This is a genomic window from Streptomyces asoensis (assembly GCF_016860545.1).
GTDB classification, from domain to species: domain Bacteria; phylum Actinomycetota; class Actinomycetes; order Streptomycetales; family Streptomycetaceae; genus Streptomyces; species Streptomyces asoensis.
In genome coordinates, this window is the sequence record NZ_BNEB01000003.1 from 885,508 (window position 1) to 911,234 (window position 25,727).

The window sequence follows — 25,727 nt, forward strand, 5'->3', positions numbered from 1 at the left end:
GATACCACTGACAAGCGTGCCGCGCCGTCCGAACGCGGTGGTCACATCGGGGCTCCGCGTCCGGCGCGCGGGAGGGGGCGGCGCCCCCGACGCCCCACCGTCACCGGGCGTATTGACAGCGCACTGGTCCAGACCGCACGGTGATCCGCGACACGGACACCCGCTACGGCAAAGGGGCCGCACGGATGAGCGACCGCAAGCTCGCCGCCCAGTTCTTCGACGCCGCGATCGCCCTGCTCCAGCGGGCCCGCGACGAGGAGGCCGACACCGTCGAGGCCGCCGGCACGCTCCTCGCCGACACCGTGACCGCCGGCGGGCGCCTGTTCGCCTTCGGCGCCGGGCACTCCTCCCTCGCCGCGCAGGACGTCGTCTACCGCGCGGGCGGCCTCGCCCTGATGAACCTGCTCGCGGTCCCCGGCGTGGTCGGCGTGGACGTCACCCCCGCGACCCTCGGTTCGGCCCTCGAACGGGTCGACGGTCTCGCGAGCGCCGTCCTGGACACCTCGCCCCTGCGCGCGGGCGACGCCCTCGTCGTCGTCTCGCTGTCCGGCCGCAACGCCCTGCCCGTGGAGATGGCCCGCGAAGCCCGCGCCCGCGGCGTGCGGGTCGTCGGCCTGACGTCGGTGGCCTACGCCTCCGGCACGACGTCCCGGCACGCCTCCGGCACGTTCCTCAAGGACCACTGCGACGTCGTCCTCGACTCCAAGATCGCCGTCGGCGACGCGGAGCTCACCCTGGACACCGTCCCCGCGCCCTTCGCCCCCGCCTCCACGGTCGTCACCTCGGCCCTCCTCCAGGCCGTCATGGCCACCACGGCCGGCCTCCTCGCCGAGCGCGGTATCGAACCGCCGCTGCTGCGGTCCGGCAACGTCGACGGCGGCCACGAGTGGAACGGCCGGATCATGGAGGAGTACCGGGACCGGATCTTCTACCGCCACTGAACCGCGGTCCGGGCGCGGCTCAGCCTCCCTCGCCCCGGCCCGGCGCGCCCGCCGCGCCCGTCAGGTCGGCCAGGTCCAGGGCCGCCGCCATCCGGACGGCGACGTCCTCGGCGTAGACGGCGTCGGTCCGCTCGAAGGGGGTACGGCTCCCGCCGCGCAGGAACGTGACGACACCGAGCGTGCGGCCCCTGCTGCGCAGCACCGCGCACAGCGCGTGGACCGTGTCCTCGGGCCACCGGCGCGCCCGCGCCCACTCCCGCGCCTCGTCGGCCGGTACGGAGCCCGCGCCGGCCCGCACGGAACCGGCCCGCGCCACGCACTGGAGCGCCGGGTGCCCCTCGCCGTAGCGGACCGGCAGCCCGGCCAGCCCGGTCGGCGCGCTGGGCCCCGGCCCGCCCGACGGCGTCGCCGCGACCCGCACCAGCCGCACCGGCGCGGCCTCCTGCGCGTCGGCCCCGGCGCCGCCCGTCACCCGGTCGACCAGGGCGTGGTCGGCGAACCCGGCGAGCGCGAAGTCGAGGTGGACGGTGGCCGCCTCGACGGGGTCCTCGCACTCGGCGGCGGCCCGGGCGGCCCGGTGCAGCTGATTGGCCCTGAAGCGCAGCAGCGCGGCCTCCTGCTCCCCCTGCTTGGCCTCGGTGACGTCCTGGAAGAGCCAGCCCACCCCGAGGGGCACCGGTTCCTCGGCGAGCGGCGAGGCGAGGCGCAGGAAGCCGCTGCGCCAGCAGCGCCGCCGTTCGCCGTCCGGGCCGCGCACACCGACCCACAGCTCGGCCGGGGCCGGCGGGGCGCCCTCGGCGAGCACGTGCGTCAGCGCGTTCTCCAGCTCCTCGACGCCCCGGGTGAGCAGGTCGCCCAGCGGACGGCCCAGGACGGCCGTGCGGCCGGTGCCGAGCGCGCGGGCCGCGTGCGCGTTGACGACCGCGGGGCGCAGGTCGGCGTCGACCAGGACGACACCCCAGGAAGCGTCGTCGAAGAGGGCCTCGCTGAGCGCGATGGAACGCTCCAGGTCGATCTGGGCGTGCACCTCGCTGAAGGCGCAGTACAGGCCCGCCGGCTTGCCGTCCGGACCGCGCACGGCGGCCGACTGGGTGCGCACGAGCACCCGGCCGCCGTCCTTGGTGAGCAGCGCGAACTCGTGGACCTGGCGCCCCGGCGCGTGCATGGCGGCCATCAGCCGCCCCTGGATCTCCTCGGCGTCGGCCTCGCGCACCGCCCAGCCGGCGAAGCCGTGCCGCCCGACCGCCTCGGCGGCGCTCCAGCCCAGGATGCGTTCGGCCTCGCGGTTCCAGTGGGTGACCAGGCCGTCGCCGTCGAAGGCGCACAGGGCCGCGTCCATGCCGTCGAGGAGCGCGGCGAGCAGGTCGGTGCCGTCCGGGCCGTCCGGACCGGGCGCGGCGGCGCCGTCCGGGGGCACGGGGCCGTCGTCGCCCGGCCGGCCGGGCCGCTCGGGCTCGTCCGGACCCAGCTCGTCGGTGGTCCCACTACGCCGGGAAGCACTCACCTGGACCCCCTGCAGGTTCGCTCACTTGCCCTCATTCAACTCGAACGTGACGCAGCCCACATATGATTCCCGCAAGATTGCAGAGGAATCGTCGTACCGCTGCGATGCCGGTCACGCCCCCTCGCGAAAAAACACTTGAGCGACCCGAGGCGGGTTCCTAGGGTGGGGCGTACCGAAGGAAAGGAGGTGGTCCGAAGCATGTATGCACACCGGACGTCGGAGGTGGCTGCGGGCTAGTGGCCCGTCGCCCACTGAGTGCGGTGCCGGACCAGCGCGAGTGAGCAGCGCGCGACCGGCCAATTCAACGCAGTCACCCGACCCGCGAGTCGCCGGTACGTCCGGCCGGCCCTCCCACGCGAGGACCAGACTCGCGGGTCGCCTGCTGTCTGCGGGCTCCCGCCGCAGGATCCGCGGTTCGTGACCCGCGCCACGTACGGATCTGTCGCCAGGCAGTACCCTGGGCGCATGCTTTCGCTCGTTCGACGCCGCCACGTGGACTACGTCCGCGTCACGAGCATGGGCTGTCGACGCTCCTTCTGAGCCTTCCGGCCCCTTCCGCGGTTCCCAGCCGCCCGCGTCTCACCTCCTCCCGCCCACTTGGCACCCGTGCGCCGCCCCATCCCCGGCGGCGGCCGGGCCCCCGTACACCTGCGGACGTACCATGACGAACCCGTCGTACCAGCAACTGCCGATCATCGATCTCTCCGCCGCCGACCGCGGTCCCCAGGCGCGGGCGCTGCTGCACGCGCAGCTGCACAGCGCCGCGCACGACGTCGGGTTCTTCCAGCTCGTCGGGCACGGCGTGACGGAGCGGGAGACCGGCGAGCTGCTGGCCGCCATGCGGGCCTTCTTCGCCCTGCCGGAGGCCGAGCGGCTCGCGATCGACAACGTGCACTCGCCTCACTTCCGCGGCTACACCCGCACCGGCGACGAGCGGACAGGCGGCCGGCAGGACTGGCGGGACCAGCTCGACATAGGCGCCGAGCGTCCCGCCCGGACACCCGGCCCGGGCGAGCCCGCCTACTGGTGGCTGGAAGGGCCCAACCAGTGGCCCGCCGGACTGCCCGCGCTGCGGACCGCCGCGCTCGCCTGGATCGAGCGGCTGAGCGCCGTCGCGCAGAAGCTGCTGCACGAGCTGCTCGCCTCGATCGGGGCACCCGTCGACTTCTACGACCACGCCTTCGGGGAGCGGGCGCACCCGCACCTCAAGCTCGTGCGCTACCCCGGCAGCGCGGGCGACGGCGCAGGGCAGGGGGTCGGCGCGCACAAGGACTACGGCTTCCTGACCCTGCTGCTCCAGGACCAGGTCGGCGGCCTCCAGGTACAGCGCGCGGACGGTCTGTTCCATGACGTGCCGCCGCTGCCCGGCGCCTTCGTCGTCAACCTGGGCGAACTGCTGGAGGTGGCGACCGACGGCTACCTCCTGGCCACCAACCACCGGGTCGTGTCGCCGGCCGACGCCGTGGAACGGTTCTCCGTGCCGTTCTTCTACAACCCCCGCCTCGACGCCCGGGTCGAGCCGCTGCCCTTCACGCACGCCTCGGCGGCGCCCGGGGTGACCGACGACCCCGCCAACCCGCTGTTCGCCGAGTACGGCTTCAACGAGCTCAAGGGCAAGCTGCGGGCGCACCCGCTCGTGGCCGAACGGCATCACGCGGAGCTGCTCAGCCCCGCGTGACACGGACGCCCGGCCGGCCCGCCCGGCCGGCCCGCGCTCAGTCGGCGATGTCCTCGTAGCCCTCGATCTCCCGCGGGTTGCGCGAGCCCGGCCCGATGTAGCGGGCCGAGGGGCGGACCAGGCGGCCGGTGCGCTTCTGCTCCAGGATGTGCGCCGACCAGCCCGCCGTCCGGGCGCAGGTGAACATCGAGGTGAACATGTGGGCCGGCACCTCGGCGAAGTCCAGGATGATCGCCGCCCAGAACTCGACGTTCGTCGCCAGGACCCGGTCCGGGCGGCGGGCGTGGAGTTCCGCCAGGGCCGCCTTCTCCAGCGCCTCGGCGATCTCGAACCGCGGCGCGCCCAGCTCGCGGGCCGTACGGCGCAGCACGCGCGCGCGTGGGTCCTCGGCGCGGTACACGCGGTGGCCGAAGCCCATGAGCCGCTCGCCCTTGTCGAGGGCCTGCCTGACGTAGGCGTCCGCGTCCCCCGTCCGCTCGATCTCCTCGATCATGCCGAGGACGCGGGAGGGCGCGCCGCCGTGCAGCGGACCCGACATGGCTCCCACGGCGCCGGACAGGGCGGCGGCGACGTCGGCGCCCGTCGAGGCGATGACCCGGGCCGTGAACGTGGAGGCGTTCATGCCGTGCTCGGCCGCCGACGTCCAGTAGGCGTCGACCGCGGCCACGTGCTTGGGGTCGGGCTCGCCGCGCCAGCGGATCATGAACCGTTCGACGACGGACCCGGCCTTGTCGATCTCCCGCTGCGGCACCATCGGGCGCCCTTGCCCGCGCGCCGACTGGGCGACGTAGGACAGGGCCATGACGGCGGCCCGGGCCAGGTCCGCGCGGGCCTGCTCGGCGTCGATGTCCAGGAGCGGCTTGAGGCCCCAGACGGGGGCGAGCATGGCGAGCGCGGACTGCACGTCGACGCGGATGTCGCCGGAGTGGACGGGGATCGGGAACGGTTCGGCGGGCGGCAGGCCGGGGTTGAAGGCGCCGTCGACGAGGAGGCCCCAGACGTTGCCGAAGGAGACGTGACCGACGAGGTCCTCGATGTCGACGCCCCGGTACCGCAGGGCGCCGCCCTCCTTGTCGGGTTCGGCGATCTCCGTCTCGAACGCGACGACTCCTTCGAGTCCGGGTACGAAGTCGGACATCAGGCGGCTCCTCGGGATGTGTGCGACGGGAAGTGTCGGCGGGGGCGGACGGTGGATCCGGCGAGGGCCGGAAGACGGGCCCGGTCGGGCGCGGGTGGGCGGCGGATGGCGCCGGCGGATCCGCGGTCCGGTGCACGTGTGTGCGGGGACTCGCGGTCCGGGGCGGTCACCCCGGTGATGCCCCGTGCGGCCGTCGGTCACCCAACCTGACCGGCACCTCGCCGGGACGGGGCGGCGACGGCGGGTGCATCTGCACCATATCCCCGAGTGCCACCTTTGGGGAGTAGTTGCGGCACTGAGTGCCACCTTCGTGGGGTCGGTCTTCGGTGCGGGGCCATACGGCAAGATGACCACATGCCCGACGAAGACGCCGTCTCTCCCGGCCCCGCCCCCGATCCCGCGGCCATGCGCAAGCAGTACCGGGCCGAGGGGCTCTCCGAGACCGAGCTGGCCGCGACACCCGTGGAGCAGTTCGCGCGCTGGTTCAAGGACGCCGCCGTCGAGGCCCATCTCTTCGAGCCGAACGCCATGGTCGTCTCCACGGCGGACGCCGAGGGCCGGCCCGGCTCGCGCACGGTGCTGCTGAAGCACTTCGACGCCCAGGGCTTCGTCTTCTACACCAACTACGACTCCCGCAAGGCCCGCGACCTCGCCGAGAACCCGCACGTCTCGCTGCTCTTCCCCTGGCATCCGATGGCCCGGCAGGTCATCGTGCGGGGCGTCGCGCGGCGCACCGGGCGCGACGAGACCGCCGCGTACTTCCGGACCCGGCCGCACGGCTCCCAGCTGGGCGCCTGGGCCAGCGCCCAGTCCTCGGTGATCACCTCACGGGCCGGGCTCGACACCACCTACGCCGAACTGGCGGCCCGCTACCCGGAGGGCGAGCAGGTGCCGGTGCCGCCGCACTGGGGCGGCTTCAGGGTGGCTCCGCGGTCGGTGGAGTTCTGGCAGGGCCGTCTGAACCGGCTGCACGACCGGCTGTGCTACGTGGCCGAGCCGGACGGCAGCTGGCGGGTCGAGCGCCTCAGCCCCTGACCGGCCGTCGGGTGCGGGGTCAGTCGGCCGCGGGTCGCCCGAGCGTCTCGTCCAGCAGTCCCGCCCACTGGGCCACCACGCGCTCGCGGCGCCCCGCGTCGTCGGTGAGGAGGTTGGCGAGCCCGAGACCGCGGGCCATGTCCAGCAGCCCCTGGACCGTCTCGCGGACCCCGGGCGCGGACTCGTCGGCGCCCAGCAGCTCGACCGCTATGCGGTGGCTCTCCCGGCCCACGCGCGCCTCCAGCTCCGTCACGCGGGGGCGCAGCTGCTCCTCGTTCGAGGCGGCCACCCACAGGTGCAGGGCGGCCCGGAACAGGGGGCCGGTGTAGAGACCCACGAGGGCGGTGACGACGGCACGCCGGTCGCCCTGCGCACCCTGCGGGAACAGCGCGCGCAGGGCGTCCGAGCGCTCCTCGGCGACATATTCGACGGCCGCGGTGAACAGGTCCTCGCGGGTGGGGAAGTGGTGCTGGGCGGCGCCCCGGGAGACGCCCGCGCGCTCGGCGACGACGGACACCGTGGAGCCCGCCCAGCCGCGTTCGGCGAGGCAGGCCACGGCGGCGGCCAGCAGCCGCTGCCGGGTGGCCCGGCTGCGGTCCTGCTTCGGCACACGGTCACCCGGCCCGCGGTCCTTGCAGGCGCGGTCGTCCGTGGTCACACCACCCATGGAGGATCCCGTCGTTCGAGGAAGGCCGTCATCCCCTCGCGGGCTTCGGGGCCGGCGAACAACGAGGCCGAGAGCCTGGTCATCTCGCCCGCGTCCTCGACGAAGGCCTCCAGCACCTTAGCCGTGAGCAGCTCCTTGGTCCTCGCCAGGGCCCCGGGGGCGGCCCGCCGCAGTCCGTCGAGGACGGGGGCGAGGGCCTCGTCCGGGTCGGTGTCGCCGGCGCAGTGGGTGACGAGGCCGATCCGGGCCGCCTCGGCCGCGCCGAACGTCTCGCCGGTGAGGCAGTAGCGGGACAGGGCGCGCGGTGCGACGCGGGGCAGCAGCGGAAGCGAGATCACGGCGGGCGCGACCCCGATGCGCACCTCCGTGAACGCGAAGGTCGCGGTGCCGGAGGCGAACGCGATGTCGCAGGCGCCGAGCAGGCCGAGGCCGCCCGCCCGCACGTGTCCGGTGACCCGGGCCACCACGGGCTTGCGCAGCTCGAGGATCCGCCGGAGCAGCGCCGGCACCGCCTCGGGCGGCGGCGGGTCCTTCAGGTCGGCGCCCGCGCTGAAGGTGTTGCCGCTGTGGGTGAGGACGACGGCCCGCACGTCGTCGTCCTTCCCGCACTGGGCGAGCGCCTCGGTCAGGTCCCTCACGAGGGCGTGCGAGAGGGCGTTGCGGTTGGCGGGCGAGTCGAGGCTCAGGGTCTCGACGCCCCGGTCCCGGGCTCTTCCGATCAGGGGGGTCGTCACGCGCGCTCCCTCAGTTGGCGACGCAGGATCTTGCCGGAGGCGGCGCGCGGTACGGCGTCGATGAACGTGACGTGACGCACGCGCTTGTAGGGGGCGACCCGCTCGGCGACGTACATCGCGATCTCTCCCTCGGAGAGGCCGGGCGCCGTGGGCTGGCGGACCACGTACGCGTGCGGCACCTCGTTGCCCTCGTCGTTGTAGACGCCGATGACGGCCGCGTCCGCTATGCCGGGGTGGGTGAGCAGCAGCGCCTCCAGTTCGGCGGGGGCCACCTGGAAGCCCTTGTACTTGATCAGTTCCTTGACCCGGTCGACGACGAACAGCCAGCCGTCCGCGTCGACCCGCCCGACGTCGCCCGTGTGCAGCCAGCCGTCGGGGTCGATCATGTCGGCGGTGGCGTCGGGGCGGCCCAGGTAGCCCTTCATGACCTGGGGCCCCCGGATGAGGATCTCGCCCGTCTCGTCGACCCCGAGGTCCTTGCCCGGGTCGTCGAGGGAGACGATCCGCATCTGCGTGCCCGCGACGAGCTTGCCGACGGTGCCCGCGGGGGCGTCGCGCATGGCGTCGAGGGGCACGATGTGCGTGCCCGGCGACAGTTCCGTCATACCGTAGGCCTGGCCGACCGGCGGCAGGTCCAGGCGCTCGGCGCAGGCCGCGGCCAGGTCGGCGTCCAGCGGCGCGGCCGCGCTGACGACGTACCGCAGGGACGACAGGTCGTACCGGGCGACCGCCGGATGCTTGGCCAGCGCGAGGACGATCGGTGGCGCCACGTACAGGCCGGTGATGCGGTGCTCCTGGATCGCCGCGAGGAACGTCTCCAGGTCGAAGCGGGGCAGCACCACGACGGTGGCGCCCTGGCGCAGGGGCGCGTTCATCAAGGCGGTCAGGCCGTAGATGTGGAAGAAGGGCAGCACGGCGAGGATGCGTTCGCCGGGGCCCGCGGACATCGCCGACCTGAGCTGGACGAGGTTGGTGGCGATCTGCCGGTGGGTCAGCATCACGCCCTTGGGGACACCGGTGGTGCCGGAGGAGTAGGGCAGGGCCGCCACGTCCTGCACCGGGTCGATGGGCACCTGCGGCTCGGGGGCCGCCGAGGCGAGCATGTCGATCAGCGAGCGGTGCCCTGCGGCGGTGTCGCAGACGAAGATCTCCTCGACTCCGCCGGCGATCTCGGCCGCCCGGCGGGCCGCCTGGAGCAGCGGGGAGACGGTGACGATCCAGCGGGCGCCGCAGTCGCCGAGCTGTTTGGCGAACTCCTCGGCGGTGGCGAGCGGGTGCACCGTGGTGACCGTGGCCCCCGCGCGGGTGGCCGCGTAGAAGGCGAGCGGGAAGGCGACGGTGTTGGGGCTGTGCAGGGCCAGCACGTCCCCCTTGCGGACCCCGGCCTCGGCGAGCGCCGCGGCGACCCGCCGGTGGAACCGGTCCACCTGGTCGTAGGTGAGGGTGGTGCCGTCCGTGCCGTCGACGAGCGCCGGCAGCTCGCCGAACTCGGCGGCCCGGCCCAGCACGGCGTCGTGGATGGGGAGGTCGAGGGGCGGGACGTCTGCGAACTCGCTGCGGAACATGGTTCCTCCTCGCGCGCCGGGCACGACGGTGTGCCGGTTGAGGCGCTTCGGGCCGTTCAGACCGTCAGACCGTCAGTACGACTTGGGCAGGCCCAGGGTCTGGTGGGAGACGTAGTTGAGAATCATCTCCCGGCTCACCGGGGCGATGCGAGCCACCCGCGAGGCGGTTATCAGCCGGGCGATGCCGAACTCGCGGGTGAGGCCGTTGCCTCCGAGGGTGTGGACGGACTGGTCGACCGCCTTCACACAGGCCTCCCCCGCCGCGTACTTGGCCATGTTGGCGGCCTCGCCCGCGCCGACGTCGTCCCCCGCGTCGTACAGGTGGGCCGCCTTCTGCATCATCAGACGGGCCAGTTCGAGGTCGATGTGGGCCTGGGCGAGGGGATGCGCGATGGCCTGGTGGGCGCCGATCGGGGTCTTCCAGACGGTGCGTTCGCGCGCGTACTCGATCGCGCGGGAGAGCGCGTGGCGGCCCATGCCGATCGCGAAGGCGGCCGTCATGATGCGTTCGGGGTTGAGGCCGGCGAAGAGCTGGAGCAGACCCGCGTCCTCGTCGCCGACGAGGGCCTGCGCCGGGAGCCGCACCTCGTCCAGGACGAGTTCGAACTGCTTCTCCGCACTGCTCAGTTCCATGTCGATGGCGCGGCGGGTGAAGCCGGGCGCGTCGCGCGGGACGATGAACAGACAGGGCTTGAGGCTGCCGGTGCGGGCGTCCTCGGTGCGGCCCACGATCAGGGTGGCGTCGGCGATGTCCACGCCGGAGACGAACACCTTGCGGCCGGTCAGCAGCCAGTCGCCGCTCGCGGGGTCGCGGCGCGCGGTGGTGGTGATGCGGTGGCTGTTGGAACCCGCGTCGGGTTCGGTGATGCCGAACGCCATGAGGCGGGATCCGTCGGCCAGGGCGGGCAGCCACTCCCGCTTCTGTGCCTCGGTGCCGAAGCGGGCGATCACCGTGCCGCAGATCGCCGGGGAGACGATCATCATCAGCAGCGGGGCCCCGGAGGCACCGAGCTCCTCCAGCACCAGGGAGAGTTCGGTGATGCCGCCGCCTCCACCGCCGTACTCCTCCGGCAGGTTGACACCGATGTAGCCGAGCTTGGCGGCCTTCTGCCACAGGCCGCTGTCCTCGTCGGCGTGGCTCCTGGCGAAGGAGGACACCGCCGCGCGGAGCGCCTTGTGCTCGTCGGATTCGATCAGCGTGCTCAATGTGGCTCCTTCGTCTGCGGGATTCGTCGTGACGGCCTGTTCCAGGGGGTGTCCTGTCCTACGGCTCCTGGCTCTCCTGCACCACCGCCAACAGGGTGCCGACCTGCACCTGTTGGCCCGTCGTCACCGGCAGGGCGGTCACCGTGCCGTCCACCGGGGCGGAAATGACGTGTTGCATCTTCATCGCTTCGAGCCACAGCAGCGGTTCACCGGCCCGGACACCCGATCCGGTGATCAGTCCGTCCGCGAGCTTGACGACCGTGCCGGGCATCGGGGCGAGCAGGGAGCCGGGGGCGTGCCGGACCTGCGGGGCGGGGAAGCGCGGCAGCGCGGTGAGGGCGGCGCCGTCGACGTGGACGCGGTCGCCGTGCCGGGCGACCTCGAAGCGCCGCCGGACGCCGTCGATCTCCAGGACGACCAGGTCCGGGCCGGCGTGCACCACCTGGACGCCTTGCGCGCTCAGGCCGGTGCGCGTGTGGTGGTAGTGCACCTCGTGTTCCTCGCCGCCCAGCGCGTAACGCCTGACCTGCGGCTGCGAGGGCAGGTTGCGCCAGCCGCCGAAGCGGGAGCGGGCGGGGCCGGACGCCTCGGCGAGGGCCGCCGCCAGCGGGGCGTACGGGTCGTGGGCCGGTTCGGTCAGCGTGGCGAGGTGGCGGTCGTAGAAGCCGGTGTCCATGCGCGCCGAGGTGAACTCCTCGTGGCGCAGGGAACGGACGAGGAGGTCGCGGTTGGTGGTGGGGCCGTGGATCGTGGCCCGCTCCAGTGCCCCCGCCAGCCGGCGGATCGCCTCCGCGCGCGTGGGCGCGTGGGCGACGACCTTGGCGAGCATGGGGTCGTAGTGGACGCCGATCGGGTCGCCGTCGCCGAAGCCGGTGTCCAGCCGGACGCCCGCCGGGACGGCCAGCCGGTGCAGGACGCCGGTCTGCGGGGTCCAGTCGTCCGCCGGGTCCTCGGCGTACAGGCGGGCCTCGACGGCATGGCCACGCGCGCGTGGGGGCTCGGGGTCCAGGGCGGCGCCCTCGGCGATCCGGATCTGCTCGGCGACCAGGTCCAGGCCGAAGACGGCCTCGGTGACAGGGTGCTCGACCTGGAGGCGGGTGTTCATCTCCAGGAAGTGGGCGCGTCCGCCGGCGACCAGGAACTCGACGGTGCCCGCGCCGACGTAGTCGACGGCCCGGGCGGCGCGGACGGCGAGTTCGCGCAGTTCGGCGTCGAGTTCCGGCGCCAGGCCGGGGGCGGGCGCCTCCTCGACGACCTTCTGGTGCCGCCGCTGGAGGGAGCAGTCGCGGGTGCCGAGCGCCCACACCGTGCCGTGGGTGTCGGCGAGGATCTGCACCTCGACGTGGCGGCCGTTCTCGACGTACGGCTCGACGAACACCTCGCCGTCGCCGAACGCACTGGCGGCCTCGGCCCGGGCGCCCTCCAGGGCGGCGGCCAGGTCCGCCAGGCGGCGCACGACCCGCATCCCGCGTCCGCCGCCGCCCGCCGCCGCCTTGACCAGCACCGGCAGGTCGGACTCCCGCACCTCCTGCGGGGGCAGCGGAGCGAGTCCCATGAGCCGTTTGGCGCGTGTCTTGGACGCCATCGCCTCGATCGCCCCGGGCGGCGGCCCGATCCAGACGAGACCCGCGTCCAGGACGGCGCGCGCGAAGTCGGCGTTCTCGGAGAGGAACCCGTAGCCGGGGTGCACGGCGTCCGCGCCGGCGCTGACGGCCGCCTTCACCACGAGGTCGGCGCGCAGGTAGGTGTCCGCGGGCGCGCTGCCCGGCAGCCGGACGGCCGTGTCGGCCACGCGCGCGTGCAGGGCGTCGGCGTCGGCGTCCGAATGGACGGCGACGGTGCGGATGCCCGCCTCGCCGCAGGTGCGGAAGACGCGGCAGGCGATCTCGCCGCGGTTGGCCACCAGAACGCTGGTAATCATGAGCCTCACATCCGGAAGACGCCGAAACCGCCCCGCGCTCCCTGGTAGGGCGCGGTGTGGACGGCCGACAGGCACAGGCCGAGAACGGTGCGGGTGTCGCGCGGGTCGATGACACCGTCGTCGTACAACCGCCCGGACAGGAACACGGGCAGCGACTCGGACTCGATCTGCTGCTCCACCATGGCGCGCAGGGCCGCGTCCGCGTCGTCGTCGTAGGGCTGCCCCTTCGCGGTCGCCGACTGCCGGGCGACGATGGACAGGACCCCGGCGAGCTGCTGCGGGCCCATCACGGCCGACTTGGCGCTCGGCCAGGCGAAGAGGAAGCGGGGGTCGTAGGCGCGTCCGCACATGCCGTAGTGGCCGGCGCCGTACGAGGCGCCCATGAGGACGGACAGGTGCGGCACCCTCGAGTTGGAGACCGCGTTGATCATCATCGCGCCGTGCTTGATGATGCCGCCCTGCTCGTACTCCTTGCCGACCATGTAGCCGGTGGTGTTGTGCAGGAAGAGCAGCGGGATGTCGCGCTGGTTGGCGAGCTGGATGAACTGGGCGGCCTTCTGGGACTCCGCGCTGAACAGCACGCCCTGGGCGTTGGCCAGGATCCCGACCGGGTAGCCGTGCAGGGTCGCCCACCCGGTGACGAGGCTCGTCCCGTAGAGGGGCTTGAACTCGTCGAAGTCGGAGGCGTCGACGAGCCGGGCGATCACCTCGCGCGGGTCGAAGGGGGTGCGCAGGTCCCCGGGGACGATGCCCAGGAGCTCGTCCTCGTCGTACTCGGGAGGGACGGCCGGGCCCGGATCCGGGTACGCCTTGCGGTGGTTGAGGCGGGCCACCACGCGGCGTGCCTGGCGCAGCGCGTCCCGCTCGTCGACGGCGAAGTGGTCGGCGAGGCCCGACACGCGTGCGTGCATCTCCGCGCCGCCCAGCGACTCGTCGTCGCTCTCCTCGCCGGTGGCCATCTTCACCAGCGGCGGCCCGCCGAGGAACACCTTCGCCCGCTCCTTGACCATGATCACGTGGTCGGACATGCCGGGGACGTACGCGCCGCCGGCCGTCGAGTTGCCGAAGACGACGGCGACGGTCGGGATCCCGGCGGCGGAGAGCCGGGTCAGGTCGCGGAAGACGGCCCCGCCCGGGATGAAGATCTCCTTCTGCGAGGGCAGGTCGGCGCCCCCCGACTCCACCAGGCTGATGCAGGGCAGCCGGTTGGCCAGGGCGATGTCGTTGGCGCGCAGGGCCTTCTTCAGCGACCAGGGGTTGCTGGCGCCGCCGCGCACGGTCGGGTCGTTGGCGGTGATCAGGCACTCCACGCCCTCGACGACCCCGATGCCGGTGACGAGGGAGGCGCCCACGGTGTAGTCGCTTCCCCAGGCGGCCAGCGGCGACAGCTCCAGGAACGGCGTGTCGGGGTCGAGCAGCAGCTCGATGCGCTCACGGGCGAGGAGCTTGCCGCGCGCGCGGTGCCGGGCGACGTACTTCTCCCCTCCCCCGGCGAGCGCCTTGGCGTGCTCGGTCCCGAGATCGGCGAGCTTGGCGAGCATGGCCTCGCGGTGCGCGCGGTAGTCGGGGCCGTGGGTGTCCAGGGCGGACATGAGCACCGTCACAGGAGGGCCTCCGGGATGTCCAGGTGTCGGGACCGCAGCCACTCGCCGAGCGCCTTGGCCTGCGGGTCGAAGCGGTGCTGGGCGGCGACGCCGTCACCGAGGATGCCCTCGACGACGAAGTTCAGGGCGCGCAGCCGGGGCAGCAGGTGCCGGGTGACGGTCAGCTCGCGGCTCTCCGGGACGAGCTGCCGGAACCGGTCGGCCGTCAGCTCGTGCGCGAGCCAGCGCCAGGCCTCGTCGGTCCTGGCCCACACGCCCACGTTGGCGTCGCCGCCCTTGTCGCCGCTGCGCGCGCCGGCGACGAGCCCGAGGGGCGCGCGCCGGACGGGGCCCGGGGGCGGCGGCTCCGGCAGGTCCGGTTCCGCGACCGCCGCGGGCACGCGGGTGTCGGCCGCCCGCGGCGCGGCGACGGGCAGCCGACGGCCGTCGTCGAGGACGGCGACGTGCTCGACGTCCTCCTGCGGCACGTACGCGGCCTCGAACACCCCGTACGGGGAGCCCTTCCCGGGCGGCGCGAGCACGTGGAAGCCGGGGTAGCCGGCCAGCGCCAGCTCGATCGCGGCCCCGCTGAACGAGCGCCCCACGGCGTCCTGACGGGGGTCGCGCACGACGAGCCGGAGCAGGGCGCTCGCCGTCTCCTCGGTGTCGGCGTCGGCGCGGTCGGTGCGCACCAGCTCCCAACGGACCTCCCGTGGGGAGGACTTGGCGAACGTCTGCGCCATCTGGTTCTTCACGAGCGCCGCCTTGGCCTCGATGTCGAGGCCGGTGAGGACGAAGACGACCTCGTTGCGGAAGCCGCCGAGGCGGGTGCGGCCGACCTTGAGGGTGGGCGGCGGGGCCTCCCCGCGCACGCCGTGGATCCGTACCCGGTCGGAGCCGTCCTGGGTGAGCGTCACGGTGTCCAGGCGGGCCGTCACGTCGGGTCCCGCGTACCGGGCGCCCGCCGTCTCGTACAGCAGCTGGGCGGTCACCGTGCCGACGTCGACGAAGCCGCCGGTGCCGGGGTGCTTGGTGATCACGCAGCTGCCGTCCTCGTGGATCTCGGCGAGCGGGAAGCCGGGGTGCCGCAGGTCGTGGCCGCCCTCGGTGAAGAAGGCGTAGTTGCCGCCGGTGGCCTGGGTGCCGCACTCCAGGACGTGTCCCGCGACGACGGCGCCCGCGAGCCGGTCGTACTGCGTGGGCCCCCAGCCGAAGTGGGCGGCGGCGGGACCGGTGACCAGCGCCGCGTCGGTGACCCGTCCGGTGACGACGATGTCGGCGCCCTCGCGCAGACACGCGGCGATGCCGAAGCCGCCGAGGTAGGCGTGCGCGGTGAGGCTGTCGGGGTGGGCGGCGCCGAGGTCGTCGCCCTCGACGTGCGCGACCCGCACCGGGATGCCGAGCCGGTCCGCCATGTCCCTCACGGCGGCGGCGAGTCCGGCGGGGTTGAGACCGCCGGCGTTGGTGACGATGCGCACGCCGCGGTCGTGGGCGAGGCCGAGGCACTCCTCCAACTGCCGCAGGAAGGTACGGGCGTACCCGGCGGCGGGGTCCTTCAGCCGGTCGCGGCCGAGGATCAGCATGGTCAGCTCGGCGAGGTAGTCCCCGGTGAGGACGTCGAGTTCGCCGCCGGTGAGCATCTCGCGCAGGGCGTCGAAGCGGTCGCCGTAGAACCCGGAGGCGTTGCCCACCCGCAGGACGGTCACCGGGCGGCTCCCTTCGGCGGACGGCCGCTGCCCGGCGGGCCGGCGAAGGCCTGGGCGATGTCCAGCCAGCGGTCGGCGCCCGGGCCCTCGGCGCGCAGGGCGAGGTCGGCCCGGTTCGCCCGCTGGGTGACCAGGAGACAGAAGTCGAGGGCGGGGCCGGTGACGCGGTCCGCGGCGTCCTCGGGACCGTAGGTCCACAGCGCGCCGGACGGGGCGTCGAGTTCCACCCGGAACTCCTCCCACGGCGCGGGCAGTCCGTGCACCCCGAAGGCGAAGTCCCGGGTGCGCACGCCCAGCCGGACGATGTGCCGGAGCCGGTCGGTCGGGGCGGGCGCCTCGCCGAGCGCGTCCGCCACGTCCCGGCCGTGGGCCCAGGTCTCCATCAGCCGGGCGGTGGCCATCGAGGCCGCCGACATGGGCGGCCCGTACCAGGGGAAACGGGCCCCGGCGGGCGCCTTGCGCAGGGCGTCCGAGAGGGCCTCGCGGCCGGCCCGCCAATCCGCGAGCAACCGCTCGGGGGGCTTCCGCGCCCCGAGCTCCGCACCCTCGTCCACGAAGTCGCCGGGCGCGGCGAGCGCCTTCTCGACCTCACGGGCGAACGCGTCCTGGTCGGTCACGGCCAGCACGGAGGAGTGGTCGGTCCATGCCAGGTGCGCGATCTGATGGGCGACGGTCCAGCCGGGCGCGGGCGTCACGAGCGCCCACCGCTCAGGACTCAACTGCGCTACCAACAGGTCGAGTTCATCGCTCTCGGCACGGAGGTCGTCGAGCACGGGGGTCGGGTCGGCCATGGGGTGGAGCATGGCAGCGCCCCAAGAAACAATCAAGCATGCTTGCATGAATTCCCGGGAATCCGGGCGGGGGCCGCGGCGGGGTGCGGCGGGTGCCGCGAGGCGGCGGGGAGGACGCCGGACGGCCGGTCCTGGCGGGTAGCGCAGGGCGCCGGGCAGTTGACGCGAGCCGAACGGCCGGTCCGGGAGGGTGCCGCAGGGCGGCGGGCGGAGAAGCGGGGCGCCGAGCGGCCGGGCCGCGGCAGGTGCCGCGGGACGGTCGGACCAGGCGCGACGGCGAGCGGCGGAGACCGTCGGCCACCATGCGGCGGCGCGCAACGGCTGAGCAGCAGCACGGCAGGTGAGCGGCGGACGGGCAGCGGCCCCGCAGGCGGACTGCGGAAAGGCCGCCGCCCGGAAGGCGGCGGCCGGGAAAGCGACAGGCCGGAGCCGTCGACCGCGAGGCGGCGGCCAGGCAGCCGGGTGGTGGGCCGGTCAGCCGGAGAGTGGGGGCCGGTGGCCCGGCCCGGGGGTGGGACGGGTGGCCGTGGGGGTCGGGAGTGCGCGGCGATGGCCGGGGCGGGCCCGCGTCCGGCCGGGAGGAGCCGGTTCGGCGACCCGGCGGGGCCGAAGGACCGAGGGGTCAGACCTCCGGGACGGCCCTTTTCGTGCGGCCCACCTGGGTGCGGACCGCGCCCATGCTCGCCGCGACGACCAGGGCGATCGCGGCCGCCTGCGTCGCGCTCAGGGCCTGGTCGAGGATGAAGAAGCCCGCCGTGGCGGCGATGGCCGGCTCCAGGCTCATCAGCACCGCGAAGGTGGAGGCGGGCATGCGGCGCAGGGCGAGGAGTTCGAGCGTGTAGGGCAGGACCGAGGAGAGCATCGCCACCGCCGCGCCCAGACCCAGCGTCACCGGATCGATCAGCTTCGTGCCCGACTCGACGATCCCCAGGGGCAGGAAGAGCAGCGCGCCCACCGCCATCGCCAGCGCCAGACCGTCCGCCTTCGGGAAGCGCCGGCCGGTGCGGGCGCTGAAGACGATGTACGCCGCCCACATCACCCCCGCACCCAGCGCGAACGCGACGCCCGCCAGGTCGAGGTCGGCGCCGAATCCACCGCCGCCGGAGCCGCCCCCGCCGAGCAGGAAGACGCCCACGAGGGCCAGCCCCGCCCAGACCAGGTTCAGCGCGCGGCGCGAGACGACGACCGACAGCGTGAGGGGGCCGAGGACCTCCAGCGTCACCGCCGCACCCAGCGGGATGCGGTCCAGCGCCTGGTAGAACAGGCCGTTCATCGCGGCCAGCGTGACGCCGAAGACGACGACCGTCCCCCAGTCCGTACGGGAGTGCCCGCGCACCCGCGGTCGGCAGAACACCAGCAGGACGACCGCGGCGACCAGCAGCCGCAGCGCCACCACACCCAGCGCGCCCGCCCGTGGCATCAGGGTCACGGCCAGCGCGCCGCCGAACTGCACCGAGATCCCTCCGGCGAACACGAGCCCCACCGGTCCGAGGGCGCCCAGCCGGCCGGGGGCCTCGGCGGGGGCGGTGCCGGGGGCGAGCTGGGACGGGGTGGTGGTGTCGGGGGCAGTCACGGGCGGTCCTGGGGCTCGACGCGGGAGGTGTACATCACGCTGCACTGTCCAGTCCAGGGTAATGGACTTCGTCAGGTGTGTGAACCTGTTATGCCGCTGTCTCGGGCTGTGAGACGTCGGATGCGGGATGCCCGGCGCCGGATGCCCGGCGCCGCCCCGAACCCCGGGACCTCGGGGGCGACTCCGTACGCGTACCGGAGTCGGCACCGGCGGCTATCTGTGCGCCATGTAGAGGGCCAGGGCCCTGTGCAGCAGCTTGTTGAGCGGGAAGTCCCACTCGCCCAGATACTCGACGGCCTGCCCGCCCGTGCCCACCTTGAAGCGGAGCAGACCCAGCAGCTGGTCGGACTCGTCCAGCGTGTCGGTGATCCCCCGCAGGTCGTAGACGGCGGCACCCCGTTCGTGGGCGTCGGTCATCATGCGCCACTGCACGGCGTTGCTCGCCCGGACCTCGCGCCTGCGGCCGGTGGAGGCCCCGTAGGAGTACCAGACGTGCTCGCCGACGCTCAGCATGGTGGCCGCGGCGAGCACCTCGCCGTCGTGGTGGGCGAGGTAGAGCCGCATCCGGTCGGGGTGTTCGGCGTTCAGCGCGCTCCACATACGCCGGAAGTAGGAGAGCGGACGCGGGACGAAGCGGTCGCGCTCGGCGGTCTCGGTGTACAGCGCGTGGAACGCCGGCAGGTCCTCCGCACCGCCGAGGACCACCTTGACGCCCGCCTGCTCCGCCTTCCTGATGTTGCGCCGCCACTGCTGGTTGAGGCCGGCGTGGATCTCCTCCAGCGTGCGTCCGGCGAACGGGACCTGGAAGACGTAGCGGGGCTGGCCGGCGGCGAAGCCGTCCGCTCCGCCCGCCTCGGTCCGCCGCCAGCCGGCCAGGCGCAGCCGGTCGGCGACCTCGAAGGCGCGCGGCTCGTACGAGGTCGGCTCGGTGTCCCGCAGCCGGTGGGCGTCCGGGTCGGCGACGGCCGCCTTGACGGCGTCGGCACTCCACCGCCGTACGGCGACGGGCGGGCCCATCTTCACCGAGAACGCCCCCCGTGCCTTCAGCGCGGCGAGCATCGGCGCCAGCCAGCGATCGGCCAGGTCCGGCGCGTACCAGTCGATCAGCGGCCCCTCGGGCAGGTACGCCAGGTACTTCCTCAGCTTCGGCAGCGGCCGCAGCAGCACCAGCCCCGCGCCCACGAGCGCGCCCGTGCGGTCGTCGAACCAGCCCAGGCTCTCCGCCCGCCAGTCCGGCTTCACGTCGCCCCAGGACGGGACCTGCATATGGCTGGCGGAGGAGCGGGCCGTGACGAACGCCAGGTGCTCGTCACGGGTGAGGGACTGGACACGCAGGCTCATGCGCGGGGCTCCTTCGAGAGACCGGTCCGGCCGCCCGTCCGGATCGCCGACGACCGCCGCGGCCAGCGTAGGAGGCCGACCACCGCGATCCGGTGATCAGCCACGCCCACCACCCGCATGCCCGCCACCAGCACGCCCGATCGACCGGCTGCCTACCGTTCTCCGCCCCCTTCGCCTTCGCCTCCCCCTCCCGTTACCCCTTCCCGTCTCCCCTCCCGTGGCCTCTCCGGGGGCCCGGCCGCCGGACCACCCGCCGAACCACCCGCCGACCCCTCCGCCGGATCGCCCGCCGGTCCCTCTGCCAGTGCTTCCGCCAGGACCTCCGCCAGGTGCCTTGCGCCGGTCCCCGCCAGTTGCTCCAGCTGGGTCCGGCAGGAGAAGCCGTCCGCCAGGACCACGGCGTCCGCGGGGGCGTCCCGCACGGCCGGCAGGAGCTGTTCGTGCGCGCAGGCCCGCGACACCTCGAAGTGCCCCTTCTCGAAGCCGAAGTTGCCCGCGAGTCCGCAGCACCCCCCGCTCAGCTCGCCGGTGAGGCCCGCTGCCTCGCGCAGCCGCCGCTCGGCTCCGTCGCCGAGGACCGCGTGCTGGTGGCAGTGGGTCTGGCCGACCGCGGGACGGTCGAGGCGGGGCGGGGACCAGTCCGGCGCGTGTTGCTCCAGGGCCTCCGCGAAGGTGAGGACGCGGGCGGCGAGGCGCGCCGCGCGCGGGTCGTCGTGCAGCAGCTCGGGCAGGTCGGTGCGCAGGGCGGCCGCGCAGCTCGGCTCCAGGACGACGACCGGCGCGGCCGTCTCCAGTACCGGTTCCATCAGGTCGAGCGTGCGGCGCAGCACCACGCGCGCGTGGTCGAGCTGGCCGGTGGAGACGTACGTCAGCCCGCAGCAGACCCGGCCCCGGCGGGCGGTCAGCAGCGCGGCGGCGCTCCTCGACCGGCCGTCGCCCACCGGCCGTCCCCGCATCCTCAGGGTCGGCGGCAGCGCCACCCGCAGCCCGGCCGCCTCCAGGACCCGCACGGCGGCCCGGCCCACGGACGGCGAGAAGTGCTCGGTGAACGTGTCGGGCCACAGCACCACCAGGTCACCGGCCGGCCCGGAACGGGCGGCCGCTCCCTGGGAGGCCCCCCTGCCGCGCCACCAACGGCTGAACGTGCGCCGCGCCGGCCGCGGGATGTCCCGCTCCGCCGCGATGCCGCCCAGCCGCTTGAGCAGACGCGCCGACGGGCCGGCCGAGGCCAGCACGCCGATCAGGGCCGCCGCCCGCAGCCGGCTCGCCCAGCGCAGCCACACCGGCAGCCGGCCCATGCTGTAGTGCGCGGCCGGGCGACGGCGCCCCGCGTAGTGGTGGTGCAGGAACTCCGCCTTGTAGGTGGCCATGTCGACGTCCACCGGGCAGTCGGAACGGCAGCCCTTGCACGACAGGCACAGGTCCAGCGCGTCCCGCACCTGCGGGGAGCGCCAGCCGTCGGTCACCAGCTCACCGGCCAGCATCTCGTGCAGGAGGCGGGCACGCCCGCGCGTGGAGTGCTCCTCCCGGCCCGTGACGCGGAACGACGGGCACATCACCCCCGGCCCCGCCGGTGCCCCGGGGACGGGCGCCGTACGGCACTTCGCGACGCCCACGCACCGTCGCACCGCCGCGGAGAAGTCACCGCCGTCGGAGGGGTAGCCGAAGGCCACGTCGACCGGCTCGCGCGGGAGCACGGCGAAGCGCAGGTTGCCGTCGAGGGGCGCGGGCCGCACCAGCATCCCCGGGTTCAGGAGGTCGTCCGGGTCCCAGACCGCCTTGGCCCGCTCGAACAGCGCGACGATCTCCCGCCCGTACATCACCGGCAGCAGCTCGGCCCGGGCCTGTCCGTCACCGTGCTCGCCGGAGAGGGAGCCGCCGTGGGCCACGACCAGCTCGGCCAGCTCGCCGGAGAACCGGCGGAAGCGGGCGACCCCCGCCGCCGTCAGCAGGTCGAAGTCGATGCGCACATGGATGCAGCCGTCCCCGAAGTGCCCGTACGGCGTCCCGCGCAGCCCGTGCTCGGCGAGCAGCCCGCGGAAGTCCCGCAGGTACGCGCCGAGCCGGGCCGGCGGCACCGCGCAGTCCTCCCAGCCGGGCCAGGCCTCCTTGTTGTCCGGCGTGCGGGTCGCCGTACCGCTGGCGTCCTCACGGATGCGCCACAGCGCCCGCTGCCCGGCCGGGTCCCGCACGATCCACGCGTCCACGACGTCCGCCGCGCGCACGATCGTCTCCGCACGCGCGTGTGCCTCGGCCGGCGAGTCGCCGCCCGTCTCCACGAACAGCCAGGCGCTGCCGCGCGGCAGCCCGGCCACCGCGCCCGACGGCACCAGGTCGGCAGCCATCCCCTCCACCGTCAGCGGCCCGTACGGCAGCAGTCCGGGCGCGGCCTCGGCGGCCGCGCCCTCGTCGGCGTAGCCGAGCACCGCGAGCGCACGCGCGCGTGGAGCCTCGACGAGCCCGACGACGGCCTCCGTGAGCACCCCGAGGGTGCCCTCGCTGCCGCAGAAGGACCGCGCGACGTCGGCCCCGTTCTCGGGCAGCAGCGCGTCCAGCGCGTACCCCGAGATCCGGCGGGGCAGGTCGGGGAAACCGGTCCGCAGCCGGGCGAGCTCCCCGTCCACCAGTGCGCGCAGCCCGTCCGGCGCGCCCGCCCAGCCCCGTCCGAGCCGCAGCGCCCGGCCGCGCGCCGTGACGACCTCCAGCTCGCGCACGCTGTCCGCCGTGGTCCCCCACGCCACCGAGTGGGAGCCGCACGAGTTGTTGCCGATCATCCCGCCGAGCGTGCAGCGGCTGTGGGTGGAGGGGTCGGGGCCGAAGCGCAGCCCGTGCGGGGCGGCGGCCTCCTGGAGCCGGTCGAGGACGAGACCGGGCTGTACGACGGCGGTCCGCGACCCCGGGTCCAAGGCGACCAGCCGGTTCATGTGGCGGGTGAAGTCCAGCACCACCCCGGTGCCGGTGGCCTGCCCCGCGATCGACGTGCCCCCGCCGCGCGCGACGACCGGCACCCCGCGCGCCCGGCACACCTCCAGCACCGCGGCGACGTCCTCGGCGTCCCGGGGCGCGACGACCCCGAGCGGGACCCGCCGGTAGTTGGACGCGTCCATGGTCACCAGGGCCCGGGAGGTGACGTCGAAGCCGACGTCACCGCGGACCGCCCTGCGCAGCTCACCTTCGAGATCCGGCATGCGTCCAGCAAATCAGCCCGGCGGGCGGGTCCGCGCGGCCGAGGCCTCGAGCGCGGCCGGATCGCGCGCGGGCCGTCCGGAACCGGTCCTCCGAGCAGGGCGCGGGCCGGGGTCCGCCCGGCGCAACGCGGGCCCGAAACGCCGTCTCACCCGACGGACCACGTTTCACCCGGGTTTCCCCAGCGGCTAACCTCGCCTTCGTGGCTGAGATCCAGATTCCTGCTGACATCAAGCCCGCCGACGGTCGATTCGGCGCGGGCCCCTCCAAGGTGCGGGTGGAGGCGCTGGACGCCCTGGCCGCCACCGGCACGTCCCTCCTCGGCACCTCCCACCGTCAGGCCCCGGTCAAGAACCTGGTCGGCCAGGTGCGCGAGGGCATCGCCGAGCTGTTCGGGCTTCCCGACGGCTACGAGGTCGTCCTCGGCAACGGCGGCTCCACCGCGTTCTGGGACATCGCGACCCACGGCCTGATCGAGAACAGGTCGCAGCACCTCACGTTCGGTGAGTTCAGCTCCAAGTTCGCCAAGGCGGCCAAGCTCGCCCCCTGGCTGGCCGAGCCCACCGTGATCTCCTCCGACCCCGGCACGCACCCGGAGCCGTCCGCCGAGGCGGGCGCCGACGTGTACGCCTTCACGCACAACGAGACCTCCACCGGTGTCGCCGCCCCGATCGCGCGGGTCCAGGGCGCCGACGAGGGGTCCCTCGTCCTGGTGGACGCCACCTCCGGCGCGGGCGGCCTCCCGGTCGACATCGCCCAGACGGACGTCTACTACTTCGCCCCGCAGAAGTCCTTCGCCTCCGACGGCGGACTGTGGATCGGCGTGTTCTCCCCGGCCGCGATCGAGCGCGCCGAGCGGATCCACGCGTCCGGACGCCACATCCCGGAGTTCTTCAGCCTGCCGACGGCGATCGACAACTCCCGCAAGAACCAGACGTACAACACCCCGGCCCTGACCACCCTCTTCCTGCTGAACCAGCAGCTGGAGTGGATCAACGGCCAGGGCGGTCTCGCGTGGTCCACGGCCCGCACCAAGGACTCGTCGAGCCGCCTCTACGGCTGGGCGGAGGAGTCGAAGCACGCCACCCCGTTCGTCACCGACCCGGCCAAGCGCTCGCAGGTCATCGGCACGATCGACTTCGCGGACGAGATCGACGCCGCCGCGATCGCCAAGGTGCTGCGCGCCAACGGCATCGTCGACACCGAGCCCTACCGCAAGCTCGGCCGCAACCAGCTGCGCGTCGCGATGTTCCCGGCGGTCGACCCGGCCGACGTCGAGGCGCTCACGAAGAGCATCGACTACGTGATCGACAAGCTGTAGCTGCTCCCCCGCCGCGGGGACGACGACGGTACGCGGAGGAAGGGCGCCCGGTACCCACCGGGCGCCCTTCCCCGTACGGCCGGACGCCGTCCCTCGCACCGCCGGACGCCGTCCCTCGCACCGCCGCGCGGACCGTGCTCAGGCCGCCCCGGGTGTCACGCCGCCGTGCAGCTCACGCTCGGCACGGAGCCGCCGCCGGGCGTCCCCCCGAAGCCGAAGCTCGCCGAACCGCCCGCCGGGACCGTCCCGTTGTGCGAGGCGTTCACCGCGGTCACGGTGGCCCCGCTCTGGGTGTACGAGGCGTTCCACATGCTGCTGATCCGCTGCGCGCCGCTCCAGGTCCAGGTCACCTTCCAGGAACCGATCGCCGTGCCGCCGGTGTTGGTGACCTTGACCTCGGCGTTGAAGCCGCCGCCCCAGTCGCTGCTGACGCTGTACACGGCGGTGCAGGCGGCCGTACCGCCGCCACCGCCGCCCCCGCCACCGCCGCCTGTTCCCCCCGGGAAACCGGGGGCCTTGACGCTCGCCAGGTACCCGTCCTTGACGGTGTCGACGGTCTGCCAGTCGTCCTTCAGGATGCCGCCGGTGTCACCGGAGTTGGGGTTCCACGACCAGAAGGTCCAGTGGAACGAGTCGGCGCCGTACGTCGACGTCGGCCGGAGGTAACTCACCAGCGCCGCAAGCCACTTCTGGTCCACGGTCGACTGGAGCGTGGTGCCGAACTCGCCCACCCACACGGGCGCGATGTTCTGCTTGAAGATGTAGCCCCAGTACTTGTCCCAGATCCCCGGCATGTTCGCCGGGAAGGCCGGATCGCTGAACCAGCTCTGCTGGGCGACGCTGGTGGCGTAGTCGTGGGCCGAGTACACGACCCGGTTCGCCACGCTCAGCTGCACCGGGTACTGGCCGACGCCCATCAGGTTGCCGCCCCACCATCCGGAGACGCCGTTGAAGGACTGCACGCCCTCGACGAAGATCAGGAGGTCGGGGTTGACGGACAGCACCGCGTTGCCGGCCCGCTGCGCGGCCAGCCGCCAGTCGGTGGCGGTGTCCCCGCAGCCCCAGCAGGCGGGATCGTGGGGCTCGTTGTGCAGGTCGATGCCGACGACCGCGTCCTGGCCCTTGTAACGGGTGGCCATGGCCTTCAGGTTGGTGATCCAGGTCGACTCGGGGACCGCCGCCGTGTACCAGAGCGCCGACTGTCCGCCCGAGTCGGGCCGGTGCCGGTCGAGGATGACCTTCAGACCGTCCTGGCCGGCGTACGCGACGATCCGGTCCAGGATCTGGAGGGAGTTCAGTCCCTGGAGGTCGGCGTTCTTGCCGCTGCTGAAGTCGATGCTGTTGGGGACGGTCCCGCTCTTGAAGATGTCGTCGCTGTACGGGATGCGGATCGTGTTGTAGCCCAGCGACTTCATCTGGTCGATCATGCTCTTGTAGTCACGGGACCAGAGGCCGTGCACGACGTAGTTGGCGGTCTCGAAGCCGAACCAGTTGATCCCGGCGACCCGGACGGGCTGTCCCGCCGCGTCCAGGATCTGCCGGCCGCTGGTGTGCCAGTACCCGGCCCCCGCCTCGGCCGCGGCGGTGACCGCGGGGGCCGTCCCCGCCCCGCGCGCCGCACCGGCCGGATCCGCGTGGGCCGTCTGTGCCACGGCTCCCAGCGGGATCAGCAGCGCGGCGGCGACACCGCACAGCACTCTTCGCAAGCTGCGGAACATCTCGTTGCCTCCTCTCGGGCGGCGCGGGGCCCGAAACACATGGGAGCGCTCCCATACACCGCGCTCCACCCAGGTAACTGACTCACCATGACCACGTCAAGGCATACGGCAGCGGCTCA

At 73.9% G+C, this 25,727-nt stretch carries 18 protein-coding genes; 4 read left to right on the forward strand and 14 right to left on the reverse strand.

The features are described 5' to 3' along the window. The first annotated feature begins 185 nt into the window (after positions 1 to 185). Positions 186 to 941 carry an SIS domain-containing protein gene (locus Saso_RS16630; protein WP_189921069.1) on the forward strand — a complete coding sequence of 252 codons (756 nt, stop codon included), beginning with the start codon at positions 186 to 188 and terminating at the stop codon, positions 939 to 941. Between the two features lie 19 nt (positions 942 to 960). On the opposite strand, the gene Saso_RS16635 is transcribed toward Saso_RS16630, so the two are convergent. Further along, entirely contained in the window at positions 961 to 2,445 is a 1,485-nt protein-coding gene (locus tag Saso_RS16635; protein WP_189921071.1) for a PAS domain-containing protein, read from the reverse strand. Between the two features lie 661 nt (positions 2,446 to 3,106). Here Saso_RS16635 and Saso_RS16640 point away from each other — a divergent pair. Then, positions 3,107 to 4,123 (forward strand): isopenicillin N synthase family dioxygenase, encoded by a 1,017-nt coding sequence (locus tag Saso_RS16640; protein WP_189921073.1) that lies wholly within the window; start codon positions 3,107 to 3,109, stop codon positions 4,121 to 4,123. A gap of 37 nt (positions 4,124 to 4,160) precedes the next feature. On the opposite strand, the gene Saso_RS16645 is transcribed toward Saso_RS16640, so the two are convergent. After that, positions 4,161 to 5,261 (reverse strand): citrate synthase 2, encoded by a 1,101-nt coding sequence (locus Saso_RS16645; protein WP_189921075.1) that lies wholly within the window; start codon positions 5,259 to 5,261, stop codon positions 4,161 to 4,163. Between the two features lie 354 nt (positions 5,262 to 5,615). Between Saso_RS16645 and pdxH the strand changes: the two genes are divergently transcribed. Next, positions 5,616 to 6,296, forward strand: coding sequence for a pyridoxamine 5'-phosphate oxidase (gene pdxH / locus Saso_RS16650; protein ID WP_189921077.1), 681 nt, complete (start codon positions 5,616 to 5,618; stop codon positions 6,294 to 6,296). Positions 6,297 to 6,315: 19 nt separating this feature from the next. Here the strand turns inward: pdxH and Saso_RS16655 are convergent, their stop codons facing one another. The 11 genes from Saso_RS16655 to Saso_RS16705 all read right to left on the reverse strand — a co-directional run bounded on the left by Saso_RS16655 (position 6,316) and on the right by Saso_RS16705 (position 22,571). Continuing rightward, the gene (locus tag Saso_RS16655; RefSeq protein ID WP_189921079.1) at positions 6,316 to 6,963 is read right to left on the reverse strand and encodes a TetR/AcrR family transcriptional regulator; all 648 of its coding nucleotides are present in this window, start codon (positions 6,961 to 6,963) and stop codon (positions 6,316 to 6,318) included. Then, entirely contained in the window at positions 6,951 to 7,697 is a 747-nt protein-coding gene (locus Saso_RS16660; RefSeq protein ID WP_189921081.1) for an enoyl-CoA hydratase family protein, read from the reverse strand. Before Saso_RS16660 ends, Saso_RS16655 begins: the two co-directional genes overlap by 13 nt. Further along, positions 7,694 to 9,262, reverse strand: a complete 1,569-nt coding sequence (locus Saso_RS16665; RefSeq protein WP_189921083.1) for a 4-coumarate--CoA ligase family protein — start codon at positions 9,260 to 9,262, stop codon at positions 7,694 to 7,696. Before Saso_RS16665 ends, Saso_RS16660 begins: the two co-directional genes overlap by 4 nt. A gap of 72 nt (positions 9,263 to 9,334) precedes the next feature. After that, positions 9,335 to 10,468, reverse strand: a complete 1,134-nt coding sequence (locus Saso_RS16670) for an acyl-CoA dehydrogenase family protein (protein ID WP_189921085.1) — start codon at positions 10,466 to 10,468, stop codon at positions 9,335 to 9,337. Positions 10,469 to 10,526: 58 nt separating this feature from the next. Further along, complete coding sequence (locus Saso_RS16675; protein ID WP_189921087.1) at positions 10,527 to 12,389, reverse strand: acetyl/propionyl/methylcrotonyl-CoA carboxylase subunit alpha; 1,863 nt, start codon at positions 12,387 to 12,389, stop codon at positions 10,527 to 10,529. A gap of 5 nt (positions 12,390 to 12,394) precedes the next feature. Then, a complete protein-coding gene (locus tag Saso_RS16680; protein WP_189921088.1) occupies positions 12,395 to 13,993 on the reverse strand; it encodes an acyl-CoA carboxylase subunit beta in 1,599 nt (532 codons plus the stop codon). Further along, positions 13,990 to 15,678, reverse strand: coding sequence for an acyclic terpene utilization AtuA family protein (locus Saso_RS16685; RefSeq protein WP_189921090.1), 1,689 nt, complete (start codon positions 15,676 to 15,678; stop codon positions 13,990 to 13,992). Before Saso_RS16685 ends, Saso_RS16680 begins: the two co-directional genes overlap by 4 nt. Further along, positions 15,675 to 16,469, reverse strand: a complete 795-nt coding sequence (locus tag Saso_RS16690) for a TIGR03084 family metal-binding protein (RefSeq protein WP_189921092.1) — start codon at positions 16,467 to 16,469, stop codon at positions 15,675 to 15,677. The genes Saso_RS16685 and Saso_RS16690 overlap by 4 nt, the downstream gene beginning before the upstream one ends. A gap of 622 nt (positions 16,470 to 17,091) precedes the next feature. After that, positions 17,092 to 18,042: an EamA family transporter gene (locus tag Saso_RS16695; protein ID WP_189921093.1), complete on the reverse strand. Its 951-nt coding sequence runs from the start codon at positions 18,040 to 18,042 to the stop codon at positions 17,092 to 17,094. Positions 18,043 to 18,255: 213 nt separating this feature from the next. Next, positions 18,256 to 19,383 carry a lipid II:glycine glycyltransferase FemX gene (locus Saso_RS16700; protein ID WP_189921095.1) on the reverse strand — a complete coding sequence of 376 codons (1,128 nt, stop codon included), beginning with the start codon at positions 19,381 to 19,383 and terminating at the stop codon, positions 18,256 to 18,258. A 152-nt stretch (positions 19,384 to 19,535) separates the two neighbouring features. Beyond that, positions 19,536 to 22,571: an FAD-binding and (Fe-S)-binding domain-containing protein gene (locus tag Saso_RS16705; RefSeq protein ID WP_229901221.1), complete on the reverse strand. Its 3,036-nt coding sequence runs from the start codon at positions 22,569 to 22,571 to the stop codon at positions 19,536 to 19,538. A gap of 200 nt (positions 22,572 to 22,771) precedes the next feature. Here Saso_RS16705 and serC point away from each other — a divergent pair, with 200 nt between their 5' ends. Then, positions 22,772 to 23,890 carry a phosphoserine transaminase gene (gene serC, locus Saso_RS16710; protein ID WP_189921097.1) on the forward strand — a complete coding sequence of 373 codons (1,119 nt, stop codon included), beginning with the start codon at positions 22,772 to 22,774 and terminating at the stop codon, positions 23,888 to 23,890. Between the two features lie 155 nt (positions 23,891 to 24,045). Here the strand turns inward: serC and Saso_RS16715 are convergent, their stop codons facing one another. Further along, the gene (locus Saso_RS16715; RefSeq protein WP_189921099.1) at positions 24,046 to 25,608 is read right to left on the reverse strand and encodes a cellulase family glycosylhydrolase; all 1,563 of its coding nucleotides are present in this window, start codon (positions 25,606 to 25,608) and stop codon (positions 24,046 to 24,048) included. Positions 25,609 to 25,727 lie beyond the last annotated feature (119 nt).